This is a genomic window from Streptomyces sp. NK08204, from assembly GCF_020400585.1.
GTDB lineage: Bacteria > Actinomycetota > Actinomycetes > Streptomycetales > Streptomycetaceae > Streptomyces.
This window is the reverse complement of record NZ_JAINVF010000009.1, coordinates 165,104-189,921: the sequence shown is the minus strand read 5'-3', so window position 1 is coordinate 189,921 and position 24,818 is coordinate 165,104. Positions and strand designations below refer to the sequence as shown.

Sequence of the window (24,818 nt, the reverse complement as noted above, 5' to 3'; positions counted from 1 at the left end):
GTGGGGCTCTCCCTCGCTCGGCACAGGGCCTGGCGGAGGGCAGGGGGTGGCACGAGCGCGCACGGCGTCGCGTCCACACAGCCCACTCCGCGAGGCCCGGACGTCTGAAGACACCCGGACCGGACGGCCGGGCGCACGCTGCCGGCAGGTCCTCGGACTGACGCGAGTGCGCCTCGCCTGGGGCGGACACGCACAGGTACACCGTTGCGGGACAGTTCCGGATTCGCACCGGATTCCCCTGCGGCGACAGCGAGGACGAGCATACATCTAGTGCCGGGCTGTCGTGTCACCCCCACATGTTGTGTCTCATGCGTGGTGTGATGGCTTCAGAGTGTCAACTCGTAGGTGAGCAGGGTGACGTCGGTCTGTTCCGGTATGGGGTTCCAGTCCCGTTCGGGTACGCGGACGAAGCCCAGGCGTTCGTAGATGCGGTGCGCGGCGTGCATGGTGCGCTGGGTCGACAGCACGACGGCCGTGCAGCCCTCGGTGGCCCGAGCGCGCTCCACGCAGGCGCGGACCAGAGCCTCGCCGGCACCCCGGCCGCGGGCCGCGTGCCCGACGGCGAGCATCCGGATCTCGGCCTCGCCGGGGCGGGCGATGTCGGCCATCGGCCCGCCGGACGGGACGAACGTGACGCCGCCGAGGAGGGCGCCGTTCTGGACGGCGACGAGCACCTCCGCCGCGGCTGCCCGCTTCGCCACGTCTCTCAGCTCGCCGAGGTACCAGTCGCTCTCCCCGAAGTCCAGCAGCCCGTCCTGGAGGTAGGCCTGGGCGGTGATCTCTCCGAGGGCGGCGTGGTCCATGGGTTCTGCGGGCCTGATCAGGATGTCCATGGAACGGAGTGTGCAGGACGGGTACGACGGCGGGCCGCCGCATCACCTGCCGGCGGCCCGCTGCGGGAGGAGGCCTAGGACGCCGCGGTCGGGGACAGTTCCACCTGGACCCCCGCGTCGCCCGCGTCCACGGTGTAGTCCTCGGGCCTCGTCTCGTCCAGGCCCTCGGGGGCCTTGAACGCCTTCAGGACGAGGGTGAGGACCACCGTGACCGCGACGTTGAGCGCGAACGCCGTCAGACCGATGTAGCCGGTCTCCCCGATGCCCGGGATCTCCTTGGTGGTGCCGCCGAAGTGCTGCTGGGTCGGCGAGGACACCCCGTACATCACCGCCGTGCCGTACACCATGCCGACCGCCCAGCCGGCGAGCAGCGCCCAGCGGTGGAACCAGCGGGTGAACAGGCCGCCGACCAGCGACGGGAAGGTCTGCAGGATCCAGATGCCGCCCAGCAGCTGGAAGTTGATGGCCACCGTCTTGTCCATGGTGAGGACGAAGACGAGTGCGCCCACTTTCACCAGCAGCGAGACGATCTTGGAGACCCGGGTCTCCTGCCGGGGCGTGGCGTCGGGGTTGATGAAGTCCTTGTAGATGTTGCGGGTGAAGAGGTTCGCCGCCGCGATCGACATGATCGCCGCCGGCACCAGCGCGCCGATGGCGATCGCCGCGAAGGCCACGCCCGTGAACCAGTCCGGGAACATGTCCTCGAAGAGCTGCGGGATCGCCAACTGGCCGTTGCTGACCTTCACTCCTGCCGCGATCGCCATGAAGCCCAGCAGGGCCAGCAGGCCGAGCATGAGGGAGTACAGCGGCAGGATCGTGGTGTTGCGGCGGATCACCTCACGGCTCTTGGACGACAGGGTCGCGGTGATCGAGTGCGGGTACATGAACAGGGCCAGCGCGGAGCCGAGCGCCAGCGTGGCGTACGTCCACTGGCCCGCCTCCGGCGGGACGAGCGCGCCGCGCGGCTTCCTGGTCGCCGGGTTGACCTGGCTGAAGGCGTGGCCCGCCTTGGCGAAGACGTCGTCGAAGCCGCCGAGCTTGATCGGGATGTAGATGATCGCCACCGCGATGACGATGTAGATCAGCGCGTCCTTCACGAACGCGATCAGGGCGGGGGCGCGCAGGCCGGAGGAGTAGGTGTAGGCCGCGAGGACACCGAAGGCGATCATCAGCGGCAGGTCCTTGACGAACCAGTTGGTGTTGTCGCCGCCGCCGACCCCCATGACGTCCAGCACCGCCTGGATGCCGACGAGTTGGAGCGCGATGTACGGCATCGTCGCGAGGATGCCGGTCAGGGCCACCGCCAGCGACAGGCCCTTCGAGCCGAAGCGGCCACGCACGAAGTCCGAGGTCGTGACATAGCCGTGGCGGTGCGAGACCGACCACAGGCGGGGCAGGAAGGTGAAGATCAGCGGGTACACCAGGATCGTGTACGGCACCGCGAAGAAGCCGGCCGCGCCCGCCGCGTAGACCGCCGCCGGTACGGCGACGAAGGTGTACGCCGTGTACAGGTCGCCGCCGAGCAGGAACCAGGTGATCCAGGTGCCGAACGATCGTCCGCCCAGGCCCCATTCATCCAGCGAGTGTTCGTCGTCGGCCTTGCGCCAGCGTGCGGCGAGGAAGCCCATGACCGTGACGGCCAGGAAGAAGAAGACGCAGACGCCGAGCGCGACGCCGTTGACACCGTCCTTCACTTCGCGACACCACCCTTCTGGTCGGCTCGGGAGCGCTGGTCGTGCTGCCAGAGCCGGTACGCGATCATCGTGAGCGCGGTGGAGACCAGCACCCAGAGCATCTGGTACCAGTAGAAGAACGGGATCCCGATGAACGCGGGGTCCGTCTTGGCGTACGAGCCGACCCACAGCATCGCCACGAAGGGCGCGACGAGACACAGACCGATGACCATGCGGATCGGTGTGACGACCGGTGGTCTTGGTTCGGGTGTTTCGGACATGCCACGTCTCCCGTCCTCGTTGATCACCTGCGCAACGCGCACGCAATGTAGGCGACGGGATCAGGCAAACGGAAGACCCTGTTCAGAGTGTCTTGTTCACGACGTACTCACACAGGGCCTCGAACACGTCCCGGGCCGGGCAGCCGGGCAGGGCACGGATCTCCCGTCGTGCGAGGTTCGCCCACTTCTGCACTTCCGCGCGGGCCATGTCGATCGCCGGGTGTTCCTGGAGGAGCCGCAGGGCCTCGCCGTGCAGGTCGGGGTCGGTCAGCCGGCCGGAGGTGAGCAGGTCCACGAGGCGCTGGTCGGCGGGCAGGGCGGACCGCAACGCGAAGATCATCGGCAGGGTGGGGACGCCCTCGCGCAGGTCGGCGCCCGCGGGCTTGCCGCTCTCGTCGGTCTGGCTCGTCACGTCGAGCACGTCGTCCAGGAGCTGGTAGGCGATGCCCCAGGCCTCGCAGGCCCGGCTGATGCCCGCGGTGACCTCGCCCGGCGCCCCCGCGAGGGCGCCGCCGAGTTCCCCGGAGGCGGAGAAGAGGGAGGCGGTCTTGTCGCTCAGGACGCCGATGTGGTGGTGGAGCCGGTCGTCCTCCGACTGCGGTCCGGCCGTCTCGGCCGACTGTCCCGCGCAGAGCCGACTGAAGGTCCTGGCGTGCAGCTGGATCGCCGCCTCGCCCAGCTCGGCCACGAGCCGTGACGCGCGGGCGAAGAGGAAGTCACCGGTCAGCACGGCGGTCCGGCCGCCCCACAGCGCGTGCGCGCTCGGCACGCCGCGCCGGATGGCGGCCTCGTCCATGATGTCGTCGTGGTACAGCGTGCCGATGTGGGTGAGTTCCATCGCGACGGCGGCGGACAGTATGCGCTCGTCACGCCGACTGCCGAACTGGGAGCCCAGGAGCACCAGAAAGGGCCGCAGCCGCTTTCCGCCGGCACTGATGAGATGGCGTGCGGACTCGGTGAGCAGTCCGTGCTCCGCCTCCACCGACGCGAAGAGGCGTTGCTCGGCCAGTGCCATGTTCCGGGTGAGATCTTCGGCCAACCCGGCATCGGCTACTGCCACGGGCAAAGCAGGACTCACGCGGCTCCCCCAAATGTCCTCAAGCGGTGCTGTATTGACGGAGCGTAACCTACCCCGCTACGGCCGCTTCAGTCGGGCGACGAACTTGTAGCGGTCGCCGCGGTACACCGAGCGCACCCACTCCACCGGCTTGCCCTCGCGGTCCAGGGAGTGCCGGGAGAGCATCAGCATCGGCAGGCCGACGTCGGTGCCCAGCAGGCCCGCCTCGCGGGGAGTCGCGAGGGAGGTCTCGATGGTCTCCTCGGCCTCGGCGAGGTGGACGTCGTACACCTCGGCGAGCGCGGTGTAGAGGGATGTGTACTTCACGAGGGAGCGCCGCAGGGCGGGGAAGCGCTTGGCGGACAGGTGGGTGGTCTCGATGGCCATCGGCTCGCCGTTGGCCATGCGCAGCCGCTCGATGCGCAGCACGCGTCCGCCGGCCGTGATGTCGAGCAGCTCGGCGAGCCGGTCGTCGGCGGTGATGTAGCCGATGTCCAGCAGCTGCGAGGTCGGCTCCAGGCCCTGGGCGCGCATGTCCTCGGTGTAGGAGGTCAGCTGCAGGGCCTGGGAGACCTTCGGCTTGGCGACGAAGGTGCCCTTGCCCTGGATGCGCTCCAGGCGGCCCTCGACGACCAGCTCCTGCAGGGCCTGGCGGACGGTGGTGCGGGAGGTGTCGAACTCGGCCGCCAGCGTCCGCTCGGGCGGGACGGGCGTGCCCGGGGCCTGCGTCTCCGTCATGTCGAGCAGGTGCTTCTTCAAGCGGTAGTACTTGGGCACACGCGCGGCACGGACGTGCGTCCCGGCCTCGTTCTCCGCGCTGCTGACCTCGGTGCTCATGCTCTGCCTTCCCGGCTCCGGCTGCCGAAGCGACCGACGTCCCGTCGGTCCCGGCTCACATCGTGGCACGGCTTCGTGTGTGAGGCTCCACCCGCACGCTCCGTGATCCCCTCTGTATACCGCCGCACTCAGTGTTGGTCTAGTCCATCCAGGGCTGGTGAGGTGCCTAGATCCCCTGCCACCCGGGCTTGTCGGCGTAGGTGTGGCGGAAGTAGTCGGCCAGCTTCAGCTTGGACGCGGCCGCCTCGTCGACCACCACCGTGGCGTGCGGGTGCAGCTGGAGCGCGGAGGCCGGGCACACGGCCGCGACGGGGCCCTCGACCGTCGCCGCCACCGCGTCCGCCTTGCCCTCGCCGGTCGCGAGCAGCACCAGGTGCCGGGCCTCCAGGATGGTGCCGATGCCCTGGGTGATGACGTGGTGCGGGACCTGGTCGATGTCGCCGCCGAAGAAGCGCGCGTTGTCGACGCGGGTCTGCTCGGTCAGGGTCTTGATCCGGGTGCGGGAGGCGAGCGAGGAGCAGGGCTCGTTGAACCCGATGTGCCCGTCCGTGCCGATGCCGAGCAGCTGGAGGTCCACGCCGCCCGCCTCGGCGAGCGCCTGGTCGTACGCCTCGCACGCCGCCTGGACGTCCGCCGCCGTGCCGTCCGGCCCCAGGAACGCGTCCATGTCTATCCCGAGCGGCTCCAGGACCTCGCGGCGCAGCACCGACCGGTAGGACTCGGGGTGCTCGGCGGGCAACCCCACGTATTCGTCGAGCTGCGCGATCCGTGCGCGGGAGGTGTCCACGGCGCCGGAGCGCACCCGGGCGGCCAGTGCCCGGTAGACGGGCAGGGGGGTGGAACCGGTGGCCACGCCGAGCACGGCACCGGGCTTGCGTCGCAGCAGCTCGGCCATGGCCTCGGCGATCAGCTCGCCGCCCGCCGCGGCGTCCGGAACGATGACAACTTCCACGCTGGGGGCCTGCCGTTCTGAAGAGGGCTGGAGGTGTCTGGAGGGTCTCGGAGGGTCTGCGAGAGGTCTGCGAGAGGCCTCTATGTGGTTTAGACCAATCTAACAGAGCGGGGCCCCGAAAGGGCCCCGGGCGGCGATCCTGGTGCGCGGAGGCGGAGATGCCCGCCGAAATTGCCACGGCCATTCGGTCCCGTAGCCGACCCGGGCGGGCTAGGCTGCGTGGCATCGGGTGCCAGCAGTCGCCAGCGCATGCCCCCGCACCCATGGACATGCATTGTGGTCTAGTCCACAATCGACCAGGGAACACAGCTGCACAGCCTCCGTCTTCCCCGCACAGGAAGGCGGACGAGGATCCGGAGCTCTCTGCCCTGACTGCCCCGGCTCCTCGCCCTTCGGCCGACCGGGACCGCACACCCCACGGCCGATGATGCTCCGGGCTGCGGTGCCGGGAGGGTTGAGGGTCCCTCCCAGGCGCCGCGGCCCGCGGGTGTTTTTCGGCCGACTCCGGCCACCCGGGTACGCTCGCAGACGTGCCCTCCATGAACGAACTCGTACGCCAGCACACCGCCCTCGACGACTCCGATCTCGAGTGGCTCCACCTGCTGGTCTCGGAGTGGCAGCTGCTCTCCGACCTCTCCTTCGCCGACCTGGTCCTGTGGGTCCCCACCCGCGACGGCACCCGGTACGTCTCGGTCGCCCAGATGCGCCCCAACACGGGCCCGACCTCCTACCAGGACGACATGGTCGGCCACCTGGTCCCGCGCGGCCGGCGGCCCATGCTGGACGCGGCGCTGGACGAGGGCCGGATCGTGCGCGAGGGCGACCCGGAGTGGCGCGAGGAGGTCCCCGTCCGGGTCGAGTCGATCCCCGTACGGCGCGAGGGCCGCGTCCTCGGTGTGATCGCCCGCAACACCAACCTGCTGACCGTCCGCACCCCCAGCCGCCTGGAGCTGACCTACCTCCAGAGCGCCTCCGACCTCGCGCAGATGATCGCGGCCGGCGCCTTCCCCTTCCCGAACCAGCAGGTCGACATGGACGCCTCGCCGCGTGTCGGCGACGGCCTGATCCGGCTCGACGCGGACGGCGTCGTCCAGTACGCCTCCCCGAACGCCCTGTCCGCCTACCACCGCCTCGGCCTCGCCGCCGACCTGGTCGGCCACCACCTCGGGCAGACCACCGCCGAACTCGCCCCGACCCGCGGGCCGGTGGACGAGGCGCTGGCCAAGGTGGCGAGCGGCTGGGCGCCGCGCGAGTTCGAGATCGAGGCGAACGACGGGGTGATCCAGTTCCGGGCCATCCCGCTCAAGCCCAAGGGCACCCGCATCGGCTCGCTGGTGCTGCTCCGGGACGTCACCGAACTGCGTCGCCGCGAGCGTGAGTTGATCACCAAGGACGCAACCATCCGGGAGATCCACCACCGGGTGAAGAACAACCTCCAGACGGTCGCCGCGCTGCTGCGCCTGCAGGCCCGGCGCATCGAGTCCGAGCGCGGCCGGGAGGCCCTGGAGGAGGCCGTGCGGCGGGTGGGCTCGATCGCGATCGTGCACGAGACGCTCTCCCAGAACCTGGACGAGCGCGTGGAGTTCGACGACATCGCCGACCGTGTGCTGGCGATGGTCGCCGAGATCTCACCGGGCAAGGTGACCGGCCGGCGCAGCGGACGGTTCGGGATACTCGACGCGGAGGTGGCCACCCCGCTGTCGATGGTCCTCACCGAGATTCTGCAGAACGCCCTCGAACACGGGTTCCAGCAGGGCGACACCGGCACGGTGGAGGTCTCGGCGGTCCGCGGCGGCACCGCCAGGGACGCCCGTCTGCTGGTCACCGTCCAGGACGACGGCATCGGTCTGCCCGAGGGCTTCGACCCGCACCGTTCGGGAAACCTCGGCCTGCAGATCGTACGGACACTGGTGGAGGGCGAGCTGGGCGGTTCGTTCGACATGGTCCCGGCGCCGGAACGGGGGACCCGGGTGATCCTCGACATTCCGGTGCGGGCGCAGAAGTAGCCCGCACAGCAAAAAGCCTCGGACCGTCTCAGGTCCGAGGCTCGTGCTCGTTGCTGCTGTGGGGCGAGCATCGGGGGATACTGCGCGCTGCGGCTCGGGGGCGGGAGATGCGTGCGTGGTGCACGCGCCGCCAAGCTCAGGCTGTCAGCAGGGGTGGGTGTGTCAGGCGGAGGCCTGACGAGCCCGGTTGCGAGCGGCGCGGCGCTTCATGGCGCGGCGCTCGTCCTCGCTGAGACCACCCCAGACGCCGGAGTCCTGGCCGGACTCGAGCGCCCACTGCAGGCACTGCTCGATAACCGGGCAGCGACGGCAGACGGCCTTGGCTTCCTCGATCTGCAGCAGCGCAGGACCGGTGTTGCCGATGGGGAAGAAGAGCTCGGGGTCTTCCTCGCGGCAAACGGCGTTGTGACGCCAGTCCATGGCTGCTACCTCTCCTTGGTATTACATGCACGTTGCTTGTGAATGTGAACGCTTTCACGAATCCCTCAACAAGTGAAGGGCCGACCGCCGAGTCTTCCCCGGCGTGGTCCTGTGTCTGGAGAGGGGTTCTGGTGATCAGTGGAGGCCGGTCTTGCGGGCCGTCCCGATCGCCACGTAGAGACTCGCAAACCTCAGCGACGGATACAACCCCTTCCGGAAAGTTTTTTTTGATTCCTCGGTGTCGACTAGGTCACAGCCGTACTTCCATGGGGTGGATGCTGGTCTAAACGTTCGAGTGAAAGGACTTTTGCGCGTTCCGCTCACACAATCACACGCAGTGCACGGCGTACACCTGTGAACGTCACGCTCGTTCGTAGTCCCAGGTGGTCGCCGTCCATCTGAAGGGGGAGGGGGACCTTCGAATGCAAGGTGAACTGGTCCAGATCGTGCAGTGAGAGCACGTGCTTTCCATGGGGTCCGCGCTCGGGGGACGAAGTGAGCAACTGGGTGCCATACCGGGCAACCGCGGCCGTCGACAGACGGCTGAGACCGAACACGTCGACGCCCGTGTCGAACGAGGCCTTAGGTGATGTGTACATCGGGCGATTGCCGAGATACGTCCAAGGCGACGTGTTCGAGACTATGGCGATCACAAGGTCCTCGACCGGGTCGGCGCCGGGCCGCTCCAGGGTGATCGCCCCGTGCCGGCGGTTCGGCTCGCCGAGGAACTGCCGGACGACCTGGCGGACGTAGAGCGCGTGTGTCGACTTCTTGCCGCGCTCGCGCTGCTGCTCCACCCGGCCCACCACGCCCGCGTCGAAACCGAGGCCCGCGTTGAAGGTGAACCAGCGGGCCGGGACCGCCTCGTCCTCGGTGCCGGGCGGGCCCGAGGTCAGGCCGAGACCGACGACCCGCTCCCGGTTCTCGCGCAGCGCATCCAGCAGGGCGCCGGTGGCCTCGACGGGGTCGTTGGGCAGACCGAGGGCGCGGGCGAAGACGTTCGTGGAGCCGCCGGGGACGACGGCGAGGCCGGGCAGGGCGTCCGGGTCGGGGCCGGCGTGCAGAAGGCCGTTGACGACCTCGTTGACGGTGCCGTCGCCGCCGAGGGCCACGACGAGGTCGATGTCGTCGCTCTCCGCCGCCTGCCGGCCGAGGTCGCGCGCGTGGCCGCGGTACTCGGTGGTGACCGCCTCGAGCTTCATCTCGCTCGCCAGCGCGTGGATCAGGACGTCACGCCTGCGTGCGCTTGTAGTGGTCGCCGCCGGATTCACCACGAGAAGTGCACGCATGAAGTGCAGCGTACCTACTGGGGGGTACACGGCCCAGACCGAGGTAGGGATCGGGTAAGAGAGGACGACGTGAGTCTGAACACTCCGGGGCCGCGGGGAGGCCGCACCGCCGGGGCCCTTCTTGGCCGGGGCGTGCGGGGCGCGGGCTACCCTTCTGGGGTGAGCAGCGACCAGAAACCCGCCCCGGAGAGCGCCGAGACCGCCGGACCGCGTCCGCGCCGGCTGACGTACGCGGCCCTGCTGGCCGCGCTGGAAGGCGTCGCGCTGCTGGCCGGCGGCCTGTGGGCACTCGTCCTCGGGATCACCGGCCATCCGGACGACCGGCAGCAGGCCGTGACCCTGGGGATCACCCTGGCCGTCTTCGCTCTGCTGCCGCTGCTAGCCGCGCGCGGCCTGCTGCTGCGCCGTGGCTGGAGCCGGGGCCCTGCGGTGATCACCCAGCTCATGGCCCTGCCGGTGGCCTACAACATGCTGAAGGCCGACAGCGTGGCCATCCCGGCGGGCATCGTCCTCGGTGCCGTCGCCGCGACGGCGCTCGTGCTGCTGGTCAACCCGGCGACGACCCAGGCCCTCGGGATCAGGGGACCGGGCAGGGCCGAGTAAGGCGCACTCGGGGGGCAGGGATCACCGCTCGGGGGCAGGGACCACCCCTCATTCCTCGACGAGGAGCTTCTCCCGCAGCTGGGCCAGGGTCCGGGCGAGCAGCCGGGAGACGTGCATCTGGGAGATGCCGACCTCCTGCGCGATCTGGGACTGGGTCATGTTCCCGAAGAAGCGCAGCAGCAGGATCCGCTTCTCGCGCGGCGGCAGATCCTCCAGCAGCGGCTTGAGGGACTCCCGGTACTCCACGCCCTCCAGCGCCTCGTCCTCGGCGCCGAGGGTGTCGGCGACCGCCGGGGACTCGTCGTCGGTGTCGGGGACGTCCAGCGACAGCGTGGAGTACGCGTTGGCGGACTCCAGGCCCTCCAGGACCTCCTCCTCGGAGATGGCCAGCTTCTCGGCCAGCTCGTGGACCGTGGGGGAGCGGCCGTGCTGCTGGGACAGCTCGGCCGTCGCCGTGGTCAGCGCGAGCCGCAGCTCCTGGAGCCGGCGCGGCACGCGGACCGCCCAGCCCTTGTCGCGGAAGTGCCGCTTGATCTCGCCGACGACGGTCGGGGTGGCGTAGGTGGAGAACTCCACACCACGCTCCGGGTCGAAGCGGTCGACGGACTTGATCAGGCCGATCGTCGCGACCTGGGTGAGATCGTCCAGCGGCTCGCCGCGGTTGCGGAACCGGCGCGCCAGGTGTTCCACGAGCGGCAGGTGCATACGGACCAGCTGGTTGCGCAGCTCGGCGTACTCCGGGCTGCCGTCCCTCAGCTTGCGCAGCTCGACGAACATCGCCCGAGCGCCGCTGCGGTCCCGGTGGTCGTACTGCACGGCAGGCACGCGCCCCGGGCTCAGCGTGTCGTCCTCGGCGTGTCGGTCGTGCTCGCTCATCGTCCCGCCCGTAGCCCTTCCCCGAGCCCTCGCCTCCGCGTGGACGGCGGAACCGGCTCCGCCGTGTCCCTCCGGAGGTGCGCTCAGGACGGCACCGTCGCCGCCGACCCGCGCGGAGTCGTCCTCCGGGTGCGGTCTGGCCTGCTCGGGGATGCCGTCGATGCCGTCAGCCATGCGTCGGGAGCCGTTCGCGGGGCCGTCCCCGGTCGGCAGCTCCCGTGTGCCGCGCTCTTCGTCCCGCACCGGCCCGTCCCCGTTCCTCACGCCGGCCCGGGACCCGCGCCGCGCTGTTTGTACAGGCTGATCGATACGGTCTTGTCCTCGTCGACGGCGGACGAGACCTTGCCCGCGAGGGCCGAGAGCACGGTCCAGGCGAACGTGTCCCGCGAGGGGGCATGGCCGTCCGTGGTCGGCGCCGACACCGTGACCTCCAGCGAGTCGTCGACGAGCCGGAAGACACAGCTGAGCACGGAGCCGGGCACGGCCTGCTGGAGGAGGATCGCGCACGCCTCGTCCACGGCGATGCGCAGGTCCTCGATCTCGTCCAGGGTGAAGTCCAAGCGGGCCGCCAGACCGGCCGTGGCCGTCCGCAGCACCGACAGGTAGGCACCCGCAGCCGGCAGCCGGACTTCCACGAAGTCCTGGTTCGCCGCGGGCTCGCCTGCGATCTGGGACACCCTCACCTCCATGGTGGTACAAGCTTTACGGGGCCGAGGGATCGTCCCCCGGAGTAACGCCTACGTGGTTCAGCGGTGACGCTATCGCGCTCCGAACGCTCCCGTCCCCGGACCCCAACCCCCTCGGCGTCACTCACAGTAAAGCTGTGGATACGCTCCGTGTCTAGAGGGTTTGCAGGCCCAAAAGGGAAGAGGGCGCGCCGGGTTGACGTACCCAGACGTCAGACGCCCGAACCGTCGGGCGACCCGGCCGATTGTCGGTCGCTTGCAGTGTCACACGAGAACGGGGTCATACGGGAACGGGGTCCTACGAGAACGCCGGTCCTACGAGGACGCCGGTCCTACGAGGACGCCGGTCCTACGAGAACGTGGTCGACGAAGCCCCAGCGCCAGTCCTCGCCGGGCTCCAAGGTTCGCACCACCGGGTGACCGGTCGGCCCGTGGGTGTGTCCCGTGCGCGAGACACTCCGGGCAGGTCTCGTTCAGCGGCTCGGGTTCCGGGTGCGGCAGCGCGTCGGCGTGCGTGCACTGTTTCATGATTGCCAGATTACGACGGGCGTGCGGGTGACCGCGCCGAAAAGGCGACGGCGGACGAGGACCAGCTCCTACCAGACCTGCGGGCGCAGATACGGCCCGCGGGCCTGCTGTCGGTCGGGTACGTGCTCTTCGCGAACGACAGGACCCGGAGGAGGCCGCCGTCCACCGGGAGGCCGCGCAGGTCTTTGCGGACGCCTACGGAACCGCCTACGGAACCGCCTGGCGGAACCGCCTACGGAGAGCCGCCTACGGAAACGGCCGCCCGGTGACGACCGCCGCGATCGTCGTCCCGCGCGTGAAGGCGCCCTCGCCGGCGAGGGAGACGAGTCCATAGAGGAGCTTGGCGACATAGAGACGTTCCACGGGCAGGCCGTGGCGGTCCTCGAAGTCCGTCGCGAACGCCTCCAGTTCCGGGGTCGTACGGGCGTAGCCGCCGAAGTGGAAGCGGTCGTCCAGGGACCAGGACCCGGTGCGGGCGCCGAAGGCACGTTCCTGCAGGGCCTGTACCTCGGCCTCCAGGAAGCCCCCCTTGAGGACCGGGACACCGAGTGCACGCTGCGGCGCAGCCAGCCCGGCGGCGAGTCCCGCCAGCGTGCCGCCGGTGCCACAGGCCACCGCGACGACCTCGGCCCGGCCGCGCAGCTCGGCGCCGAGGGCCCGGCAGCCGCGTACGGCCTCGGCGTTGCTGCCGCCCTCGGGGACGACGTACGCCTCCTCGGCGCCGGCCTGGCGCAGGATCGCGGCGAGCGTCTCCGGCTCGGCCTTCCGGCGATACGTCGACCTGTCGACGAAATGCAGCCGCATGCCGTCGGCCGCGCAGCGGGACAGGGAGGGGTTGAGCGGGCGGCCGGCCAGTTCCTGACCGCGGACCACGCCGATGACCGGCAGGCCGAGCAGCCGGCCCGCCGCCGCTGTGGCCCGCAGGTGGTTGGAGTACGCCCCGCCGAAGGTGACCAGGGCCCGGCCGCGGGCCGCCTCGATGTTCGGGACCAGCTTGCGCCACTTGTTGCCGATCAGCTCCGGGTGGATCAGATCGTCCCGCTTCAGCAGGAGCCGGAGGCCGTAGCGGGCGAAACGCTCGTCCCGCACCTCCTGGAGAGGCGAGGGCAGGCGGGGGGCGAGCGGGTCCGGTCCGGTTACGGGGCTGGTCACGGCACCATTCTCGCCCGCAGCGCTTCGCCACCGGACTCAAGGCTGCCGCTACCCCTTCAGACGCTCAGCGATCCGCTCGCGCAGCCAGGTCATCGAGAACCCGCGCGGGTCCACCTTGCCCGGCTGCCACTCCAGGTGGCCGATGACCGACCGCTGCGTCCAGCCGTGACGGCGGCACACGGCCGCCGCGGTCCGCTCGATCGCCTCCAGCTGCGCCTCGGGCCAGGGGTCCTCGCCGTCGCCGAGGTTCTCGCACTCGAAGCCGTAGAAGTGCCGGTTGCCGTCGGTGTTCGCCTGGTTGTCCGGCGGCAGCCCCTTTTCGGCGATCACCGCGCGCAGCACGTTGTCGTCGCCCAGGCCGGCGTGGTTGACGCGGCCGTAGCCGACCAGGTGGACCGTGCCGTCCTTGGTGATCACGCCGTGGCACAGCGGGCCCGGCAGCGCCGGGTGACCGTCCCGGCAGACGGCCACCGTGCGGTCGCCGCCGCGGGTCGCCGTGTGGTGGATCACCACGCCGTGGACCGGCCCCCACGGGCCCTTGTGATTGCGGTTGTGATGCCGCCAGTCGCCGACCTCGACGACCGCGACGCCCTCCGCCCGGAGCGCGTCCAGGAATCCGCTCGCGGACATGGGTGGGGCCATGCCACCTCCTTCGTGCTGTGCCCGTGGCCGCCCGGTATGGCCCTCTCGTACCGCAGTGCTTCTACCGAAACCGGACGTCCCGGACCGCATCGTTCGCACGCTGAGCGAGCCGATCCGGACAAGACGCGCTGGTGGGCGTACCGGACAGGAGCCCTCTTTCTGCCCGGTCACCGTTGATCCATTCCCGCTCTTTAGGGTAATGGCGCCATCGCGTTGCGTAGTGGAGGGTCGATACCGAGACCGGTGCCCGGTGTCCCTTCGACGCCGGGCATGGATTGGGAGGGCGTTTCCTTATGTCGGTAGGCGAAGAGGTCCGCACCGGGCAGGACAAGCCGCAGCAGTCCCTCGGGACGGCGGCAGCGCGGAACCTGGCCACCACCACCAAGTCCGTACCGCAGATGCAGGAGATCAGCTCCCGCTGGCTGCTGCGCACCTTGCCCTGGGTGGACGTGCAGGGCGGCACGTACCGGGTGAACCGGCGGCTGACGTACGCGGTCGGCGACGGCCGCATCACGTTCGTGAAGACCGGCGACCAGGTCGAGGTCATCCCGGCCGAACTCGGCGAACTGCCGGCGCTGAGGTCGTACGAGGACGACGAGGTGCTGACCGAGCTGGCCCGCCGCTGCCGTCAGCGGGACTTCGCCCCCGGCGAGGTGATCGCCGACTTCGGCAACCAGACCAACGAGGTCTATCTGCTCGCCCACGGCAGGGTCGGGAAGATCGGCACGGGCCCGTACGGCGACGACTCGGTCCTCGGCGTGCTCGCCGACGGCGCCTACTTCGGCGAGCAGGCGCTGCTCGACCCGGACGCCATCTGGGAGTACACCGCCCGCGCGGACACCGCGTGCACGGTGCTGATCCTCAGCCGCCAGGACTTCGAGCAGGTCGCCGAGCGCGCCGACTCGCTGCGCGAGCACCTCCGGCAACTGCGCGCGGTCCCCGAGCAGCGGACCAACAAGTACGGCGAGAAGGAGGTCGAGCTGGCGGCAGGCCACACCGGCGAGCCCGACATCCCGCACACCTTCGTCGACTACGAAGCCCGCCCCCGCGAGTACGAACTGAGCATCGCCCAGACCGTCCTGCGCATCCACACGCGCGTGGCCGACCTCTACAACCAGCCGATGAACCAGACCGAGCAGCAGCTGCGGCTGACGGTCGAGGCGCTGAAGGAGCGCCAGGAGCACGAACTCATCAACAACCGGGAGTTCGGTCTGCTCAACAACTGCGAGTACGACCAGCGGATCCAGCCGCACGACGGCGTACCCAGCCCCGACGACATGGACGAGCTGCTCAGCCGCCGCCGCAGCACCAAACTGTTCCTCGCCCATCCGCGCGCGATCGCCGCGTTCGGACGCGAGCTGAACAAGCGCGGACTGGTCCCGGAAACCCTCGAGATCGCCGGCAACCGCATCCCCACCTGGCGCGGTGTGCCCATCTACCCGTGCAACAAGATCCCGATCAGCGAGGCCCGTACGACCTCCATCATCGCGATGCGTACCGGCGAGGCCGAGCAGGGAGTCATCGGTCTGCGTCAGTCCGGCATCCCGGACGAGATCGAGCCGAGCCTGTCCGTCCGCTTCATGGGCATCAACGAACAGGCCGTCGTCAAGTACTTGGTTACGGCCTACTACTCGGCGGCCGTCCTCGTGCCCGACGCGCTCGGCGTGCTGGAGAACGTCGAGGTCGGCCGGTGGAGGTGACGTCTCCGTACGTCACCAGCACCAGCACCAGGACCGGCACCGGCGCGGCGGTCCGCGGGCCGCTCGAGGGGGCGCCATGGCCGACTTCATGACGGAGACCAGGCAAGGTTCCCCCGGCGCACCGCGCCCCGGAACGACGGGGGAACGACCGGGGAACGCGACGACTGCCGGGACCGGTCCGTTCCACGGGCCCGCCCCGGCCGGCGGGCAGGAGGAGGCGGCGGCGCTGCTGGAGCGGGCCCGGGTCCTCGTGGACCCGGAGCTGCGGGCGGCCGTCGCGTCGCTGCCCGCCCCGATGCGCCGGATCGCGCTCTACCACTTCGGTTGGGAGGACGCGGACGGCTCACCGGTGGCGGGCGGCACCGGCAAGGCGATGCGGCCCGCGCTCGTCCTGGCCGCGGCCGGCGCGCTCGGTGGCCCGGCGGCGCGGGCGGCGGCCGTCCCGGCGGCCGTCGCCGTGGAACTGGTCCACAACTTCACGCTGCTGCACGACGACGTGATGGACCGGGACACCTCCCGCCGGCACCGCCCCACGGCCTGGACGGTGTTCGGGGACGCCGACGCCCTCCTCGCCGGGAACGCCCTCCAGGCGCTGGCCCTCCGGCTCCTCGCCGAGGACCCGCACCCCGCCTCCGGCCCGGCCGCGGCACGGCTCGCGGCCTGTGTCGTGGAGCTGTGCGCCGGGGAGAGCACCGACACCGCCCTGGAGCGGCGCGCCCCGGACGAGGTCTCCCTGGAGGAGGCGCTCGCCATGGCCGAGGCGAAGACCGGCGCGCTACTGGGCTGCGCCTGCGCGCTCGGCGCGCTGTACGCGGGCACGGGGGAGGACGGGACGACGGCGCTGGACGGGTTCGGCCGGCAGGTCGGGCTCGCCTTCCAGCTGATCGACGACGTCATCGGCATATGGGGGGATCCGCGGCACACCGGAAAACCGGTCGGCACGGATCTCGCGGCCCGCAAGAAGTCCCTGCCGGTGGTGGCGGCGCTCACCTCCGGCACCCCGGCGGCGGCCGAACTCGCCGCGCTGTACGGGAAGCCGTACGTCAAGGAGGCCGACACCTCCGAGGAGATCGCACGCACCGCGCTGGCCGTGGAGCGGGCCGGCGGCCGGGACTGGGCGCAGGCAGAGGCGGCCGACCGCATGGCCCGGGCCGTACAGCAACTGGCGCTCGCGGTCCCCGCCCCCAAGGCGGCGGGCGGACTGCTTGCCTTGGCGGAGTTCGCGACGAGGCGTAGTGGCTGACGGGGCGGACGGGGCGGTGAAGTGGTCGACGCGGTCGGGTGCCCCACCGGGTGATCGGTGCTCGTGCGGCCGTGGTGCGGGAAGCGCTGAGCCCCCGGCCGACCTACCCTTGGGGCATGGCCAGCGAGGAACCGGTCTGTCCGGTCTGCGGGCAGCCCGTCGAAACGGTCGTCGGGCGGCACAAGACGCTCGGCGCCTGGGTGCCGGTCTGGGGCCCCGGCCCGTGCCACAACCCCGACTGCCCGGCCCGCGCCGAGCCGCCAGGCGGCGCCGTGGCGGCCGAGGGCCGGCGCCGCCCACCGGGCACTGCGGAGCAGGCCGAAGGAGGCGGACCGTGAGGTACCTGGTGATGGTGCAGGCCACGCAGGCGGACTACGACGCGATGGCCGGCCGGCCCACCCCGCACTCCCCGTCCTGGACCGAGGTGCAGCTGAAGGCGATGTACGCGTACATGAGCGTGATCAACGACGAACTCACCGAGACCGGTGAGCTGATCGACGCCGAGGGCCTGGCCGAGCCCGCCCGCACCCGGCTGGTCGCGCGCGGCAAGGACGGCGGCACACTGATCACCGACAGTCCGTACTGCGAGACCAAGGAAGTGATGGCCGGCTACTGGGTGCTGGACTGCGCGAGCCTGGAGCGGGTCACCGAGATCGCCGAACGCGTCACCCGTTGCCCCGGTCCCGAGGGCCTGGCGGACTACCCCGTGGTGATCCGCCCGATCATGGACGGCCCGGACGGCATCGGTGCGTGACGACATCGGCGCGTGACGACATCGGCGCGGCGCAGCGGGGCGCCGCGTAGCGTGGGCGCATGCCGAAACTTCCGCCCATCTACCACGTCACCGAGCGCTCCCTGTGGGACGCGGCCCGCGAGCGCGGCGCCTACGAGATGTCCACCCGGGGCCGCACCCTCCAGGAGGAGGGGTTCATCCACTTCTCCACCCGCGAACAGCTCCCGCGTATCGCCGGGTTGCTCTACGGCGCGTACGACGGCCCGGACGACCTGGTGGTCCTGGTCGTGGACCCGGCCCGGCTCGACGTGCCGGTGAGGTACGAGTCCGTGAAGCCGGGCGGCGAGGAGTTCCCGCACGTGTACGGGCCGGTGCCGGTCGACGCCGTGGTGGACGTGGAGCCCTGGGGCTAGGCGGCGGGAACACCGCCGCCGGGCAGTCCGCCCGTCTCCGGGTCCCGGTCGGTCAGGCAGTAGGTGCCGCCGGCCGGATCGCGCATCACGGTCCAGTGCGGACCCTGACCGGCCATGTCCGCACCCAGCCGCTCGTGCCGGGCGCGGACGAAGGCGCGGTCGGCGCAGGCGAGGTCCAGGTGGGCGGAGGCGGGGCGTTCGGTGTCCAGCCGCTGCAACAGGATCCGCAGGGGCATGCCGGGCGGCGGCTTCAGTACCTGGAACTCCGGGCGGGATCCGGTCAGTTGCTGCCAGCCGGTCAGCTCCGCCCAGAAGGCGCGCTCGGTGTCGTACGCGGACGGCGGGATGTCGAGGCACACCTGGTCCAGGCGGCTGCCTTCCATCACCGGCGGCCGTACGGTCTCCCCCTGCCAGGGCACCGCGCACCACGGCAGGCCGGCGGGTGAGCGCAGCACGGCCCAGTCGCCGTGGTCCGCGAGGAGGTCCGCGCCGAGTCCACGGGCCGTCCCGACCAGTTCCCGTACGTCCTCGACGCAGAGGTCGACATGCGCTCCGCCGTCGCCCTCCAGGACGCCTTGGAGCTTTACGCAGGGGTCCGCACCGTCGGCCGAGAGCGTCACGAACTCGCCGCGCTCGCCGCGGGGTTCGGACAGCCGTGTCCCGGTCACCTCCGTCCAGAAGGCGCGGGCCTCGGCGAGGTGTGCCGTGGGGCGGTCGGCGAAGACGTACGTCCAGCGGATGATCACGGTCCGAGTGTAGGCATGAACCCCGCGCGCCCGGGTGGCGCCGGCGGCTTTCAGCGCGTGGGGCGCTCGAGGAAGCGCAGTTGGTTGCCGGCCGGGTCACGGAAGGCGCAGTCGCGGACCCCGTACGGCTGGTCCATCGGCTCCTGGAGCACCTCGGCCCCGGACTCCCGGACCCGTTCGAACAGCGCGTCGCAGTCGGGGGTGGTGAAGATGACGCCCCGCAGCATGCCTTTGGCGAGCAGTTCGGCCATCGCCTGCCGGTCGGCGGCAGAGGCGTCCGGGTCCGCCCCGGGCGGCTCCAGCACGATCTCCACGTCCGGCTGGAGCGGCGAGCCCAGGGTCACCCACCGCATCCCCTCGAAGCCGACGTCGTTACGGACCTCGAGGCCGAGTACGTCACGGTAGAAGGCGAGGGCCTTGTCGTGGTCGTCGACGGCGATGAAGCACTGTGCGAGTTTCACGTCCATGACCACACGCTAAGGCCGGCGGATGTGCCGTGCCTCAGTACGGGCGGCGGCGGGGACGGGTGAACTTGCGGGCCACACAGGGCGGGATCGCCGCGCTCGTCTCGTGCGACCGGGCCCGGTACGCGCTCGGCGTCTGTCCGACCAGCTCGGTGAACCGGGAGCTGAAGGAGCCGAGCGAGGTGAAGCCGACGGCCAGGCACACCTCGGTCACACTGAGGTCGCCCCGGCGCAGCAGCGCCTTGGCCCGCTCGACCCGCCGGGTCATGAGATAGCTGTACGGGGTCTCCCCGAACGCCTTGCGGAAGCTGCGCTGGAAGTGCCCCGGGGACATCAGGGCGCCACGGGCCAGCTCGGTCATGTCGAGCGGCTCGGCGTACTCGCGGTCCATGCGGTCACGTGCGCGCCGCAGCCGCACCAGATCCTCCAGGGTCACCCCCTCAGCTTCGCACGGCGGCCGGCGGTCCGGTGGGCGGTCACCGGCAGGGGGGCGCGTACGGCCGGTCCGGCAGGTAGTGCTTCCACTGCCGCCGCGTGATCGGATCGCCCACCGAGTTGCACAGGTCCGAGATGACCGGCCTCGGGCTGATGTCCCACAGGTCCACTCCGGCGTTCATCCGGGTGACCGCGAGCCGGCGGCCGTCCGGGCTGAAGGCGAGCGAGTAGAGCGTGGCGACGTCCGAGGTGGGCAGGTACGACTCCCGGGTCGGATCGCGCGGGTCGCTCACGTTCCAGATCTCCACGCGCTGCCCGTCCGCGAAGCCACCCGTCCCGGCGGAGGCCGACGAGATGTTCGTCGCCAGCAGGGCGAGACGGTTCCCGTCCGGACTGAAGGCGACGGAACCGCCGTACTCGCTGATGCGCACCTCGGCCGGAGGGCCGGCCGGCCGGTTCCCGCGCAGGCGCCACAGCCGCAGTGTTCCGTTGCCCTGGTAGGCCGCGAGCACCTTGCCGTCCGGCCGGAAGGCCAGGTAAACGGAACTGACGTCCACCGAAAGACGCCGGGACCACAGCTCGGCGGGGTGCGCGGGGCGGGTGACGTCCCAGCTCTTCAGCCGCATCGCCGTGGACGGGCGCGAGCCCTTCGGCTTCTTGAGGGGCGAGTCGTCGGTGAGAAGCGTCCTTCCGTCCGGGGAGAAGGCGAGGGACATGGCGGTGACCGGGATCCGGCTGACCTGGCGCGGGCGCCGCGGGTTGCTGATGTCGAAGAGCCGGACCACGGGCTTGGTGTGGTTGCTCGCGATCCAGCCGTTCATGTCGGACACGGCGAGCAGCGGCTCGGTCGGGCTGAAGGCCAGCGCCGACACCCCGTTGTTCAGTTCGTCGCCGATCGTGGCCAGGGGTGCGCCGGTGGGGTGGGCCGTGTCGCGCAGCATCACTCCGACGTATTGCGGCTTGCCGTTCTTGCGCCCGAAGACCTCGACGTCGGCCAGGAGGCGGCCGTCCCGGCTGAGTTCGATGTCCTCGCCGGTGAGCATGTTCGGGGAGTGCGTGATGGCCAGGAGTTTCTTCTTCCCCGGGCCGGACAGGGCAGCCAGGTAGTTCCGGCCGGCACCCTGCCACGCGATGAGCTCCTTCCGGCCCGATGCCGCGAAGGCCAGCTGGCCGCCCGTGCCGGGCTCCAGCGCCAGGAAGTCGTCGGCTCCCGGCTGAGCGGCGTTGGACAGGTACCAGACGAAGACTCCGCGGTCGGTGGCCTGCAGCAGCCTGCGGCTCCTGCCCGGGTCGAACAGGACCATGGAGGACGTCACCGCCGCGCTGCCGAGCCCGATGGACGTCCCCGGAACGAGCAGGGCGGGCTTGGTGTCGGCCGCGTACACCCACGCCTGCCACTTGTCGCCGCACGTCCCGACGACGTGATCGCGGGCCGGGCTGAACGTCAGCGACGTCATGTTCTCGAAGCAGCTGCCCGAGGCGAACTCGTCCGACTCCCCGTCCCGGTGGATCCGCTGGGGCGTACCCGGGGCGTCGACCCGCCACAGCCCCAGGTCGCTGTTCGACTTCACGGGCATCGGAGCGGCCAGCAGCCGCCCGGTCCGGTCGAACGCCACCCGGTGCAGGGGGTTGTGGTCGCCCGAGTCGGTGAACGGCGCCCCGGCGAGTGTGGCGGCCCGCCCGGGATGCCTCACGTCGGACACGTTCCAGAGCAGGATCCGGCCGTCCACGCTCATGGACGCCAGCAGCCCGCGCCGGGGCGAGACGGCCAGCGAGTCGACCTGTCTGCTGTGCCCGTGCAGGGTCGGCAGGGCGGCCGGTGCGGCTCGGTCGCGGATGTCCCAGAGCCGGACGTCACCGTTCGCCAGCCCGGCGAACACGGTGCTGCCGTCCGCACCGGCAGCGAGCGAGGTGACGGGGTGGTCCGTCCTGAGCGCCGCGGTCTGCCGTGGACGCGCGGGCCGCGAGACGTCCCACAGCCGCACTGTCGTGATGGTCGACCGGCCGCTGCCGTAGGTGGCCGTGATCAGGGTCTTCCCGTCCCGGCTGACGGCGATCGGGCCGGCCGTCGCCCCGATCCGGTGGGAGCCGCCGCGGGTGCGCAGCACGATCGAGTCCCCGGTCGAGATCGCGAGGACACTGCCGTCCGCGCTGGTCGCAAGGTCGTGTGCCGGATGACCGTCGTTGATCAGGCCCGGGGTGCGCTGGCTGTTCAGCAGGGCGCCCCGGCCGGCCTCGTGGTCGATCTGGAACGACAGCAGACTGAGCTGCTTGGCCAGGTCCGGCTGCCGGTCGCGCAGGTCCTCGGCCTCGGCCGCGAGATACCGTGCCAGCTCGTGCTGGCGCGCCCGCTCGGCTCGCCGCTGGAAGACGACGGAGCCGGCCAGTCCCACCGAGGCGGCCAGGAACAGCACGGCGAGCACGATCACCGCGAACCTGGTGCGCCGGACGCTGCGGCGTTGCCGGCGGACGGACGCCTCGAGGAACGCCGCCGGCCGGGGCTCCAGGTCCCGCGTGCCGGCGGAGGCCCCCGCCGCCCGGTCGCGCACCCCGGCCAGCCGGTTGCCGCGGTACAGCAGCGAGGGGTCCTGCCCGGACTGCTCCCAGGACCGGGCGTCGTCGGCGAGCTGCTGGCGGGCGCGCAGCCATTCGCGGTCCGCGTCGACCCATTCCCGCAGCCGGGGCCAGGCGCGGATCAGCGCCTCGTGGCTGATGCGTACGGTGTCCTGGTCGAGCGTGAGCAGCCGGGCCTCGGTGAGCCGCTCGAGCGCCTGCCGGGCGGCGGCGTCGGGCAGGCCGTGCAGCAGGGTGGGACGCTCCACGGGCTGGGCCGTGTCGGGGGAGTCGCTGCCGACCCGGACCAGGCGGGTGAGCAGGTGTTTGACGGCCTGCCTGCCGTCCGGGTCGAGGGTCTCGTACACCTCCTCGGCGGTGTTCGCCACCGCCTCGGCGATGCCGCCGGTCTTCCGGTATCCGGCGAAGGTGAGACGTGATCCGGCGCGGTGCTTCCAGGTCGTGAGCAGCGCGTGGGACAGCAGCGGCAGCGCCCCGGCCGCGGGCTGCCCGCCGTTCATGGCACCGAACTCGTGAAGCATCAGATCGGCGAGCCCGTCGTCGAGCTCCAGCCCCGTCCGTACGGCCGGCTCCTCGATCGCGGCGCGCAGTTCCTCGGCCCGCATGGGCTCGACCAGCAGGGGGCGGTCCCGCAGCGCGGCCAGGAGGTCGGGTTCCGAGGTGGCCCGGCCGTAGAAGTCGGCACGCAGCGCGAGGACGACCAGCGCCCGCGGCGGGCTGCCGTCCGATGCCGTGACGGGGGCCGGCTCGGCCGGGAGCGTCGTGAGGGCGACGGGTTCTGCCGGTGGTGTCACGGCGGAGGGTTCCGTCCGTGGTGCGGCGGCGGATGGTCCGGCCGGTGGTGTCGCGGAGAGGGGCCCCGCCGGTGGCTCCGGTGGCTCCGGTGGCTCCGGTGGCGTCGAGGGCGAGGGCGAGGGCGAGGGCGAGGGCAGGCCGGGCGGCGTCGCGGACGTGGCCTTCGCCGGCGTGGCGATGACGGTCAACGCCCGGAGGAACGCCGTCCGTTCCTCGTCGCTCCGGCAGAGCGTGAACACCTCCTCCAACTGGTCGACGAGGACGATCAGCCGCTGTCCGGGCCGGTCGGCGAGCAGCCGGTCGACCAGGTCCGTGGCCCGTTCCGGCGCCGTACGCAGGAGTTCCCGGGCCTCCTCGGCCGGTACGTCGAGCAGAGCGGCCAGGCGCCGCAGCGGACTCGCGCCCGGGGTGAGGCGCAGCACCGGCCAGCCCGCCGAGCCGGCCAGGCCGTTCTCCCGCAGCCGGTGCAGCAGCCCGGCGTTGAGCAGGGAGGTCTTTCCGGAGCCGGAGGGGCCGATCAGAACCCATGGTCCCGCCCCGGCGGGCGTGCCGGCGGATTCCTCCAGCGCGGTGAGCACCCGTTCGAGCATCCGCTCGCGCCCGCAGAACAGCCGGGCGTCTTCCGGCCCGAAGGAACTCAGGCCCGGATAGGGGCAGCGGCCCGGTGCGGGCTCGGCCGCCTCGGCCGGCTCTGTCTGGGCGGGCACCGCGGGGTTGGAGGCGACGACCAGGCTTCCGGTGCGGCCCTCGGCCTGCCTGCGGGGCAGGGGCAGCTGCCGGTCCCGCATGGTCCGGAACACCGCGTCGTACACCAGGTCCAGGGTCAGCTGGTGCGGGCCGCGCGGGTCGCCGTGGGTGAGGACGTCGATGAGCGCGCCGGTGAACGCCGTGCGTGTGGCGTCCGGCGGGGCGAGCGCGAGCTGCTCGGCGGAGCCGATGAAGTACAGGCCCGGCGTGGGATCCATGCTGAACGCCGGGACGGACAGGCCGCGTCCCAGAGCGGGGCGGCCGGAGAAGCAGCAGTCGAGCAGGAGGACGACGGATGACGCCCGGCTCGCCGCGAGCGCCTGCCGCAGTGCGGAGAAGGACAGTGCCTGATGCCCGGCCAGGCCGGGATCGAGCCGGTCGGTGCTGCGGGCGGCCAGATACAACTCGCCGTCCTGGTCGAGCAGCCCGTGCCCGACGAAGTGGACCAGCAGCACGGTGTCCGCCCGCTGCGCCTCCTCCGCGACCGCCTGCGCCATCGATCTCGCGTCGGGCGGGTCGAGTTCCGCGCGGATGTGGGAGGGCGGCACGCCGCACCGCTCGATCAGGGCCGTCCGCAGCGCGTCGAGTGTGGTGGCGGCGGAGGGCACCGGGGGCAGGGTGGGGCCGTCGTGGCGGGCGGTGGCGAGGAGCAGCACACGCGCGCCCGCCCCGGACAGGTCGCTCACCGCAGTTCTTGTCGCTCGTCGTTGCTCGTCAACTCAACGAGGTCGGTCACCTGCTGCCGCAGCGCGGCGGCGTCGAGGCCGGCCACGCGCTTGGCGGTCAGTTCCAGCGACCGGCCGTCCGGGAGCGTCATCTTGAGGTGGACCTCACCGCGCCGGCTGCGCAGCCAGGCGATGACACCGGTGGCGAAGGCGGTCGCCGCCCCGCCCGGGCCGAGGGCCACCACGAGCGCCTCCAGCACCGGCCCGAGGGTACCGGGCTCCGGCCCCCGCTCCCGCGCCTCGACACGGCCCCGCAAGAGCTGGTCACCGGCCAGCCACTGCCGTAAGGACCGGAGTTGGTCGGCCGCGCCGGGCTCCTCCGCAACAAGCACCACGTCCATGACGCCCCCGCTCTCCCGCCCGGCGCCCGCAACGTCGCGAGCGCGAAGGGCGGCTAGCACCCTAGGC

The 24,818-nt window shown here is 71.4% G+C and carries 24 protein-coding genes, 1 pseudogene and 1 riboswitch; of the genes and pseudogenes, 7 read left to right on the top strand and 18 right to left on the bottom strand.

Annotated elements, in window-relative coordinates; genetic code table 11:
* Positions 1-125: 125 nt before the first annotated feature.
* Positions 126-276: riboswitch (cobalamin riboswitch) on the bottom strand.
* 50 nt (positions 277-326) lie between these two features.
* From K7G59_RS16900 to nagB, 6 genes are all read right to left on the bottom strand, one after another.
* The gene (locus K7G59_RS16900; RefSeq protein ID WP_225834955.1) at positions 327-833 is read right to left on the bottom strand and encodes a GNAT family N-acetyltransferase; all 507 of its coding nucleotides are present in this window, start codon (positions 831-833) and stop codon (positions 327-329) included.
* 74 nt (positions 834-907) lie between these two features.
* Positions 908-2,527 carry a monocarboxylate uptake permease MctP gene (gene mctP / locus K7G59_RS16895; RefSeq protein ID WP_225834953.1) on the bottom strand — a complete coding sequence of 540 codons (1,620 nt, stop codon included), beginning with the start codon at positions 2,525-2,527 and terminating at the stop codon, positions 908-910.
* Positions 2,524-2,787: a DUF3311 domain-containing protein gene (locus tag K7G59_RS16890; protein WP_225834943.1), complete on the bottom strand. Its 264-nt coding sequence runs from the start codon at positions 2,785-2,787 to the stop codon at positions 2,524-2,526. The genes mctP and K7G59_RS16890 overlap by 4 nt, the downstream gene beginning before the upstream one ends.
* An 82-nt stretch (positions 2,788-2,869) precedes the next feature.
* Positions 2,870-3,847, bottom strand: a complete 978-nt coding sequence (locus tag K7G59_RS16885) for a polyprenyl synthetase family protein (protein WP_225834941.1) — start codon at positions 3,845-3,847, stop codon at positions 2,870-2,872.
* Between the two features lie 75 nt (positions 3,848-3,922).
* Positions 3,923-4,681, bottom strand: a complete 759-nt coding sequence (locus K7G59_RS16880) for a GntR family transcriptional regulator (protein WP_225834939.1) — start codon at positions 4,679-4,681, stop codon at positions 3,923-3,925.
* 166 nt (positions 4,682-4,847) lie between these two features.
* Complete coding sequence (gene nagB / locus K7G59_RS16875; protein ID WP_225834937.1) at positions 4,848-5,633, bottom strand: glucosamine-6-phosphate deaminase; 786 nt, start codon at positions 5,631-5,633, stop codon at positions 4,848-4,850.
* A gap of 539 nt (positions 5,634-6,172) precedes the next feature.
* On the opposite strand from nagB, the gene K7G59_RS16870 reads away from it, so the two are divergent.
* Positions 6,173-7,639 (top strand): PAS domain-containing sensor histidine kinase, encoded by a 1,467-nt coding sequence (locus K7G59_RS16870; RefSeq protein WP_225835122.1) that lies wholly within the window; start codon positions 6,173-6,175, stop codon positions 7,637-7,639.
* 162 nt (positions 7,640-7,801) lie between these two features.
* Here K7G59_RS16870 and K7G59_RS16865 read toward each other — a convergent pair whose 3' ends face one another.
* Together K7G59_RS16865 and K7G59_RS16860 are read right to left on the bottom strand one after the other, a co-directional pair.
* Positions 7,802-8,059 carry a WhiB family transcriptional regulator gene (locus K7G59_RS16865; RefSeq protein WP_003992873.1) on the bottom strand — a complete coding sequence of 86 codons (258 nt, stop codon included), beginning with the start codon at positions 8,057-8,059 and terminating at the stop codon, positions 7,802-7,804.
* A 320-nt stretch (positions 8,060-8,379) separates the two neighbouring features.
* On the bottom strand, positions 8,380-9,348 hold the full coding sequence (locus tag K7G59_RS16860) for a diacylglycerol kinase family protein (protein ID WP_225834935.1): 969 nt from the start codon (positions 9,346-9,348) through the stop codon (positions 8,380-8,382).
* 159 nt (positions 9,349-9,507) lie between these two features.
* On the opposite strand from K7G59_RS16860, the gene K7G59_RS16855 reads away from it, so the two are divergent.
* A complete protein-coding gene (locus K7G59_RS16855; protein ID WP_225834934.1) occupies positions 9,508-9,951 on the top strand; it encodes a hypothetical protein in 444 nt (147 codons plus the stop codon).
* A 48-nt stretch (positions 9,952-9,999) separates the two neighbouring features.
* On the opposite strand, the gene K7G59_RS16850 is transcribed toward K7G59_RS16855, so the two are convergent.
* The 5 genes and pseudogenes from K7G59_RS16850 to K7G59_RS16830 form a co-directional block, all read right to left on the bottom strand.
* A complete protein-coding gene (locus K7G59_RS16850) occupies positions 10,000-11,070 on the bottom strand; it encodes an RNA polymerase sigma factor SigF (protein ID WP_225834933.1) in 1,071 nt (356 codons plus the stop codon).
* Between the two features lie 17 nt (positions 11,071-11,087).
* Positions 11,088-11,504: an anti-sigma regulatory factor gene (locus tag K7G59_RS16845; RefSeq protein WP_009190566.1), complete on the bottom strand. Its 417-nt coding sequence runs from the start codon at positions 11,502-11,504 to the stop codon at positions 11,088-11,090.
* Between the two features lie 341 nt (positions 11,505-11,845).
* Positions 11,846-12,041 (bottom strand): annotated as a pseudogene (locus tag K7G59_RS16840) (hypothetical protein).
* Between the two features lie 246 nt (positions 12,042-12,287).
* A complete protein-coding gene (locus tag K7G59_RS16835) occupies positions 12,288-13,193 on the bottom strand; it encodes a 1-aminocyclopropane-1-carboxylate deaminase/D-cysteine desulfhydrase (protein ID WP_225834932.1) in 906 nt (301 codons plus the stop codon).
* A gap of 48 nt (positions 13,194-13,241) precedes the next feature.
* Positions 13,242-13,835, bottom strand: coding sequence for an N-acetylmuramoyl-L-alanine amidase (locus tag K7G59_RS16830; protein WP_225834931.1), 594 nt, complete (start codon positions 13,833-13,835; stop codon positions 13,242-13,244).
* Positions 13,836-14,128: 293 nt separating this feature from the next.
* Between K7G59_RS16830 and K7G59_RS16825 the strand changes: the two genes are divergently transcribed.
* From K7G59_RS16825 to K7G59_RS16805, 5 genes are all read left to right on the top strand, one after another.
* Entirely contained in the window at positions 14,129-15,535 is a 1,407-nt protein-coding gene (locus tag K7G59_RS16825; protein WP_225834930.1) for a family 2B encapsulin nanocompartment shell protein, read from the top strand.
* A 76-nt stretch (positions 15,536-15,611) separates the two neighbouring features.
* Positions 15,612-16,778, top strand: coding sequence for a family 2 encapsulin nanocompartment cargo protein polyprenyl transferase (locus K7G59_RS16820; protein WP_225834923.1), 1,167 nt, complete (start codon positions 15,612-15,614; stop codon positions 16,776-16,778).
* Between the two features lie 116 nt (positions 16,779-16,894).
* Entirely contained in the window at positions 16,895-17,116 is a 222-nt protein-coding gene (locus K7G59_RS16815) for a hypothetical protein (RefSeq protein ID WP_225834921.1), read from the top strand.
* Complete coding sequence (locus K7G59_RS16810; protein WP_225834919.1) at positions 17,113-17,532, top strand: YciI family protein; 420 nt, start codon at positions 17,113-17,115, stop codon at positions 17,530-17,532. Before K7G59_RS16815 ends, K7G59_RS16810 begins: the two co-directional genes overlap by 4 nt.
* A 59-nt stretch (positions 17,533-17,591) precedes the next feature.
* Positions 17,592-17,924, top strand: coding sequence for a DUF952 domain-containing protein (locus K7G59_RS16805; RefSeq protein WP_225834917.1), 333 nt, complete (start codon positions 17,592-17,594; stop codon positions 17,922-17,924).
* Here the strand turns inward: K7G59_RS16805 and K7G59_RS16800 are convergent.
* Genes K7G59_RS16800 through K7G59_RS16780 form a run of 5 tightly spaced genes read right to left on the bottom strand, consistent with a single transcriptional unit; the run spans position 17,921 to position 24,751 of the window.
* Positions 17,921-18,670 (bottom strand): VOC family protein, encoded by a 750-nt coding sequence (locus K7G59_RS16800; protein ID WP_225834915.1) that lies wholly within the window; start codon positions 18,668-18,670, stop codon positions 17,921-17,923. The two genes, K7G59_RS16805 and K7G59_RS16800, sit on opposite strands and share 4 nt — an antisense overlap.
* Positions 18,671-18,720: 50 nt before the next feature.
* A complete protein-coding gene (locus K7G59_RS16795) occupies positions 18,721-19,137 on the bottom strand; it encodes a VOC family protein (RefSeq protein WP_225834913.1) in 417 nt (138 codons plus the stop codon).
* 34 nt (positions 19,138-19,171) lie between these two features.
* Positions 19,172-19,570 carry a helix-turn-helix domain-containing protein gene (locus tag K7G59_RS16790; RefSeq protein WP_225834911.1) on the bottom strand — a complete coding sequence of 133 codons (399 nt, stop codon included), beginning with the start codon at positions 19,568-19,570 and terminating at the stop codon, positions 19,172-19,174.
* A gap of 40 nt (positions 19,571-19,610) precedes the next feature.
* Positions 19,611-24,371: an AAA family ATPase gene (locus K7G59_RS16785; protein ID WP_225834908.1), complete on the bottom strand. Its 4,761-nt coding sequence runs from the start codon at positions 24,369-24,371 to the stop codon at positions 19,611-19,613.
* Entirely contained in the window at positions 24,368-24,751 is a 384-nt protein-coding gene (locus K7G59_RS16780; protein WP_225834906.1) for a hypothetical protein, read from the bottom strand. The genes K7G59_RS16785 and K7G59_RS16780 overlap by 4 nt, the downstream gene beginning before the upstream one ends.
* Positions 24,752-24,818 lie beyond the last annotated feature (67 nt).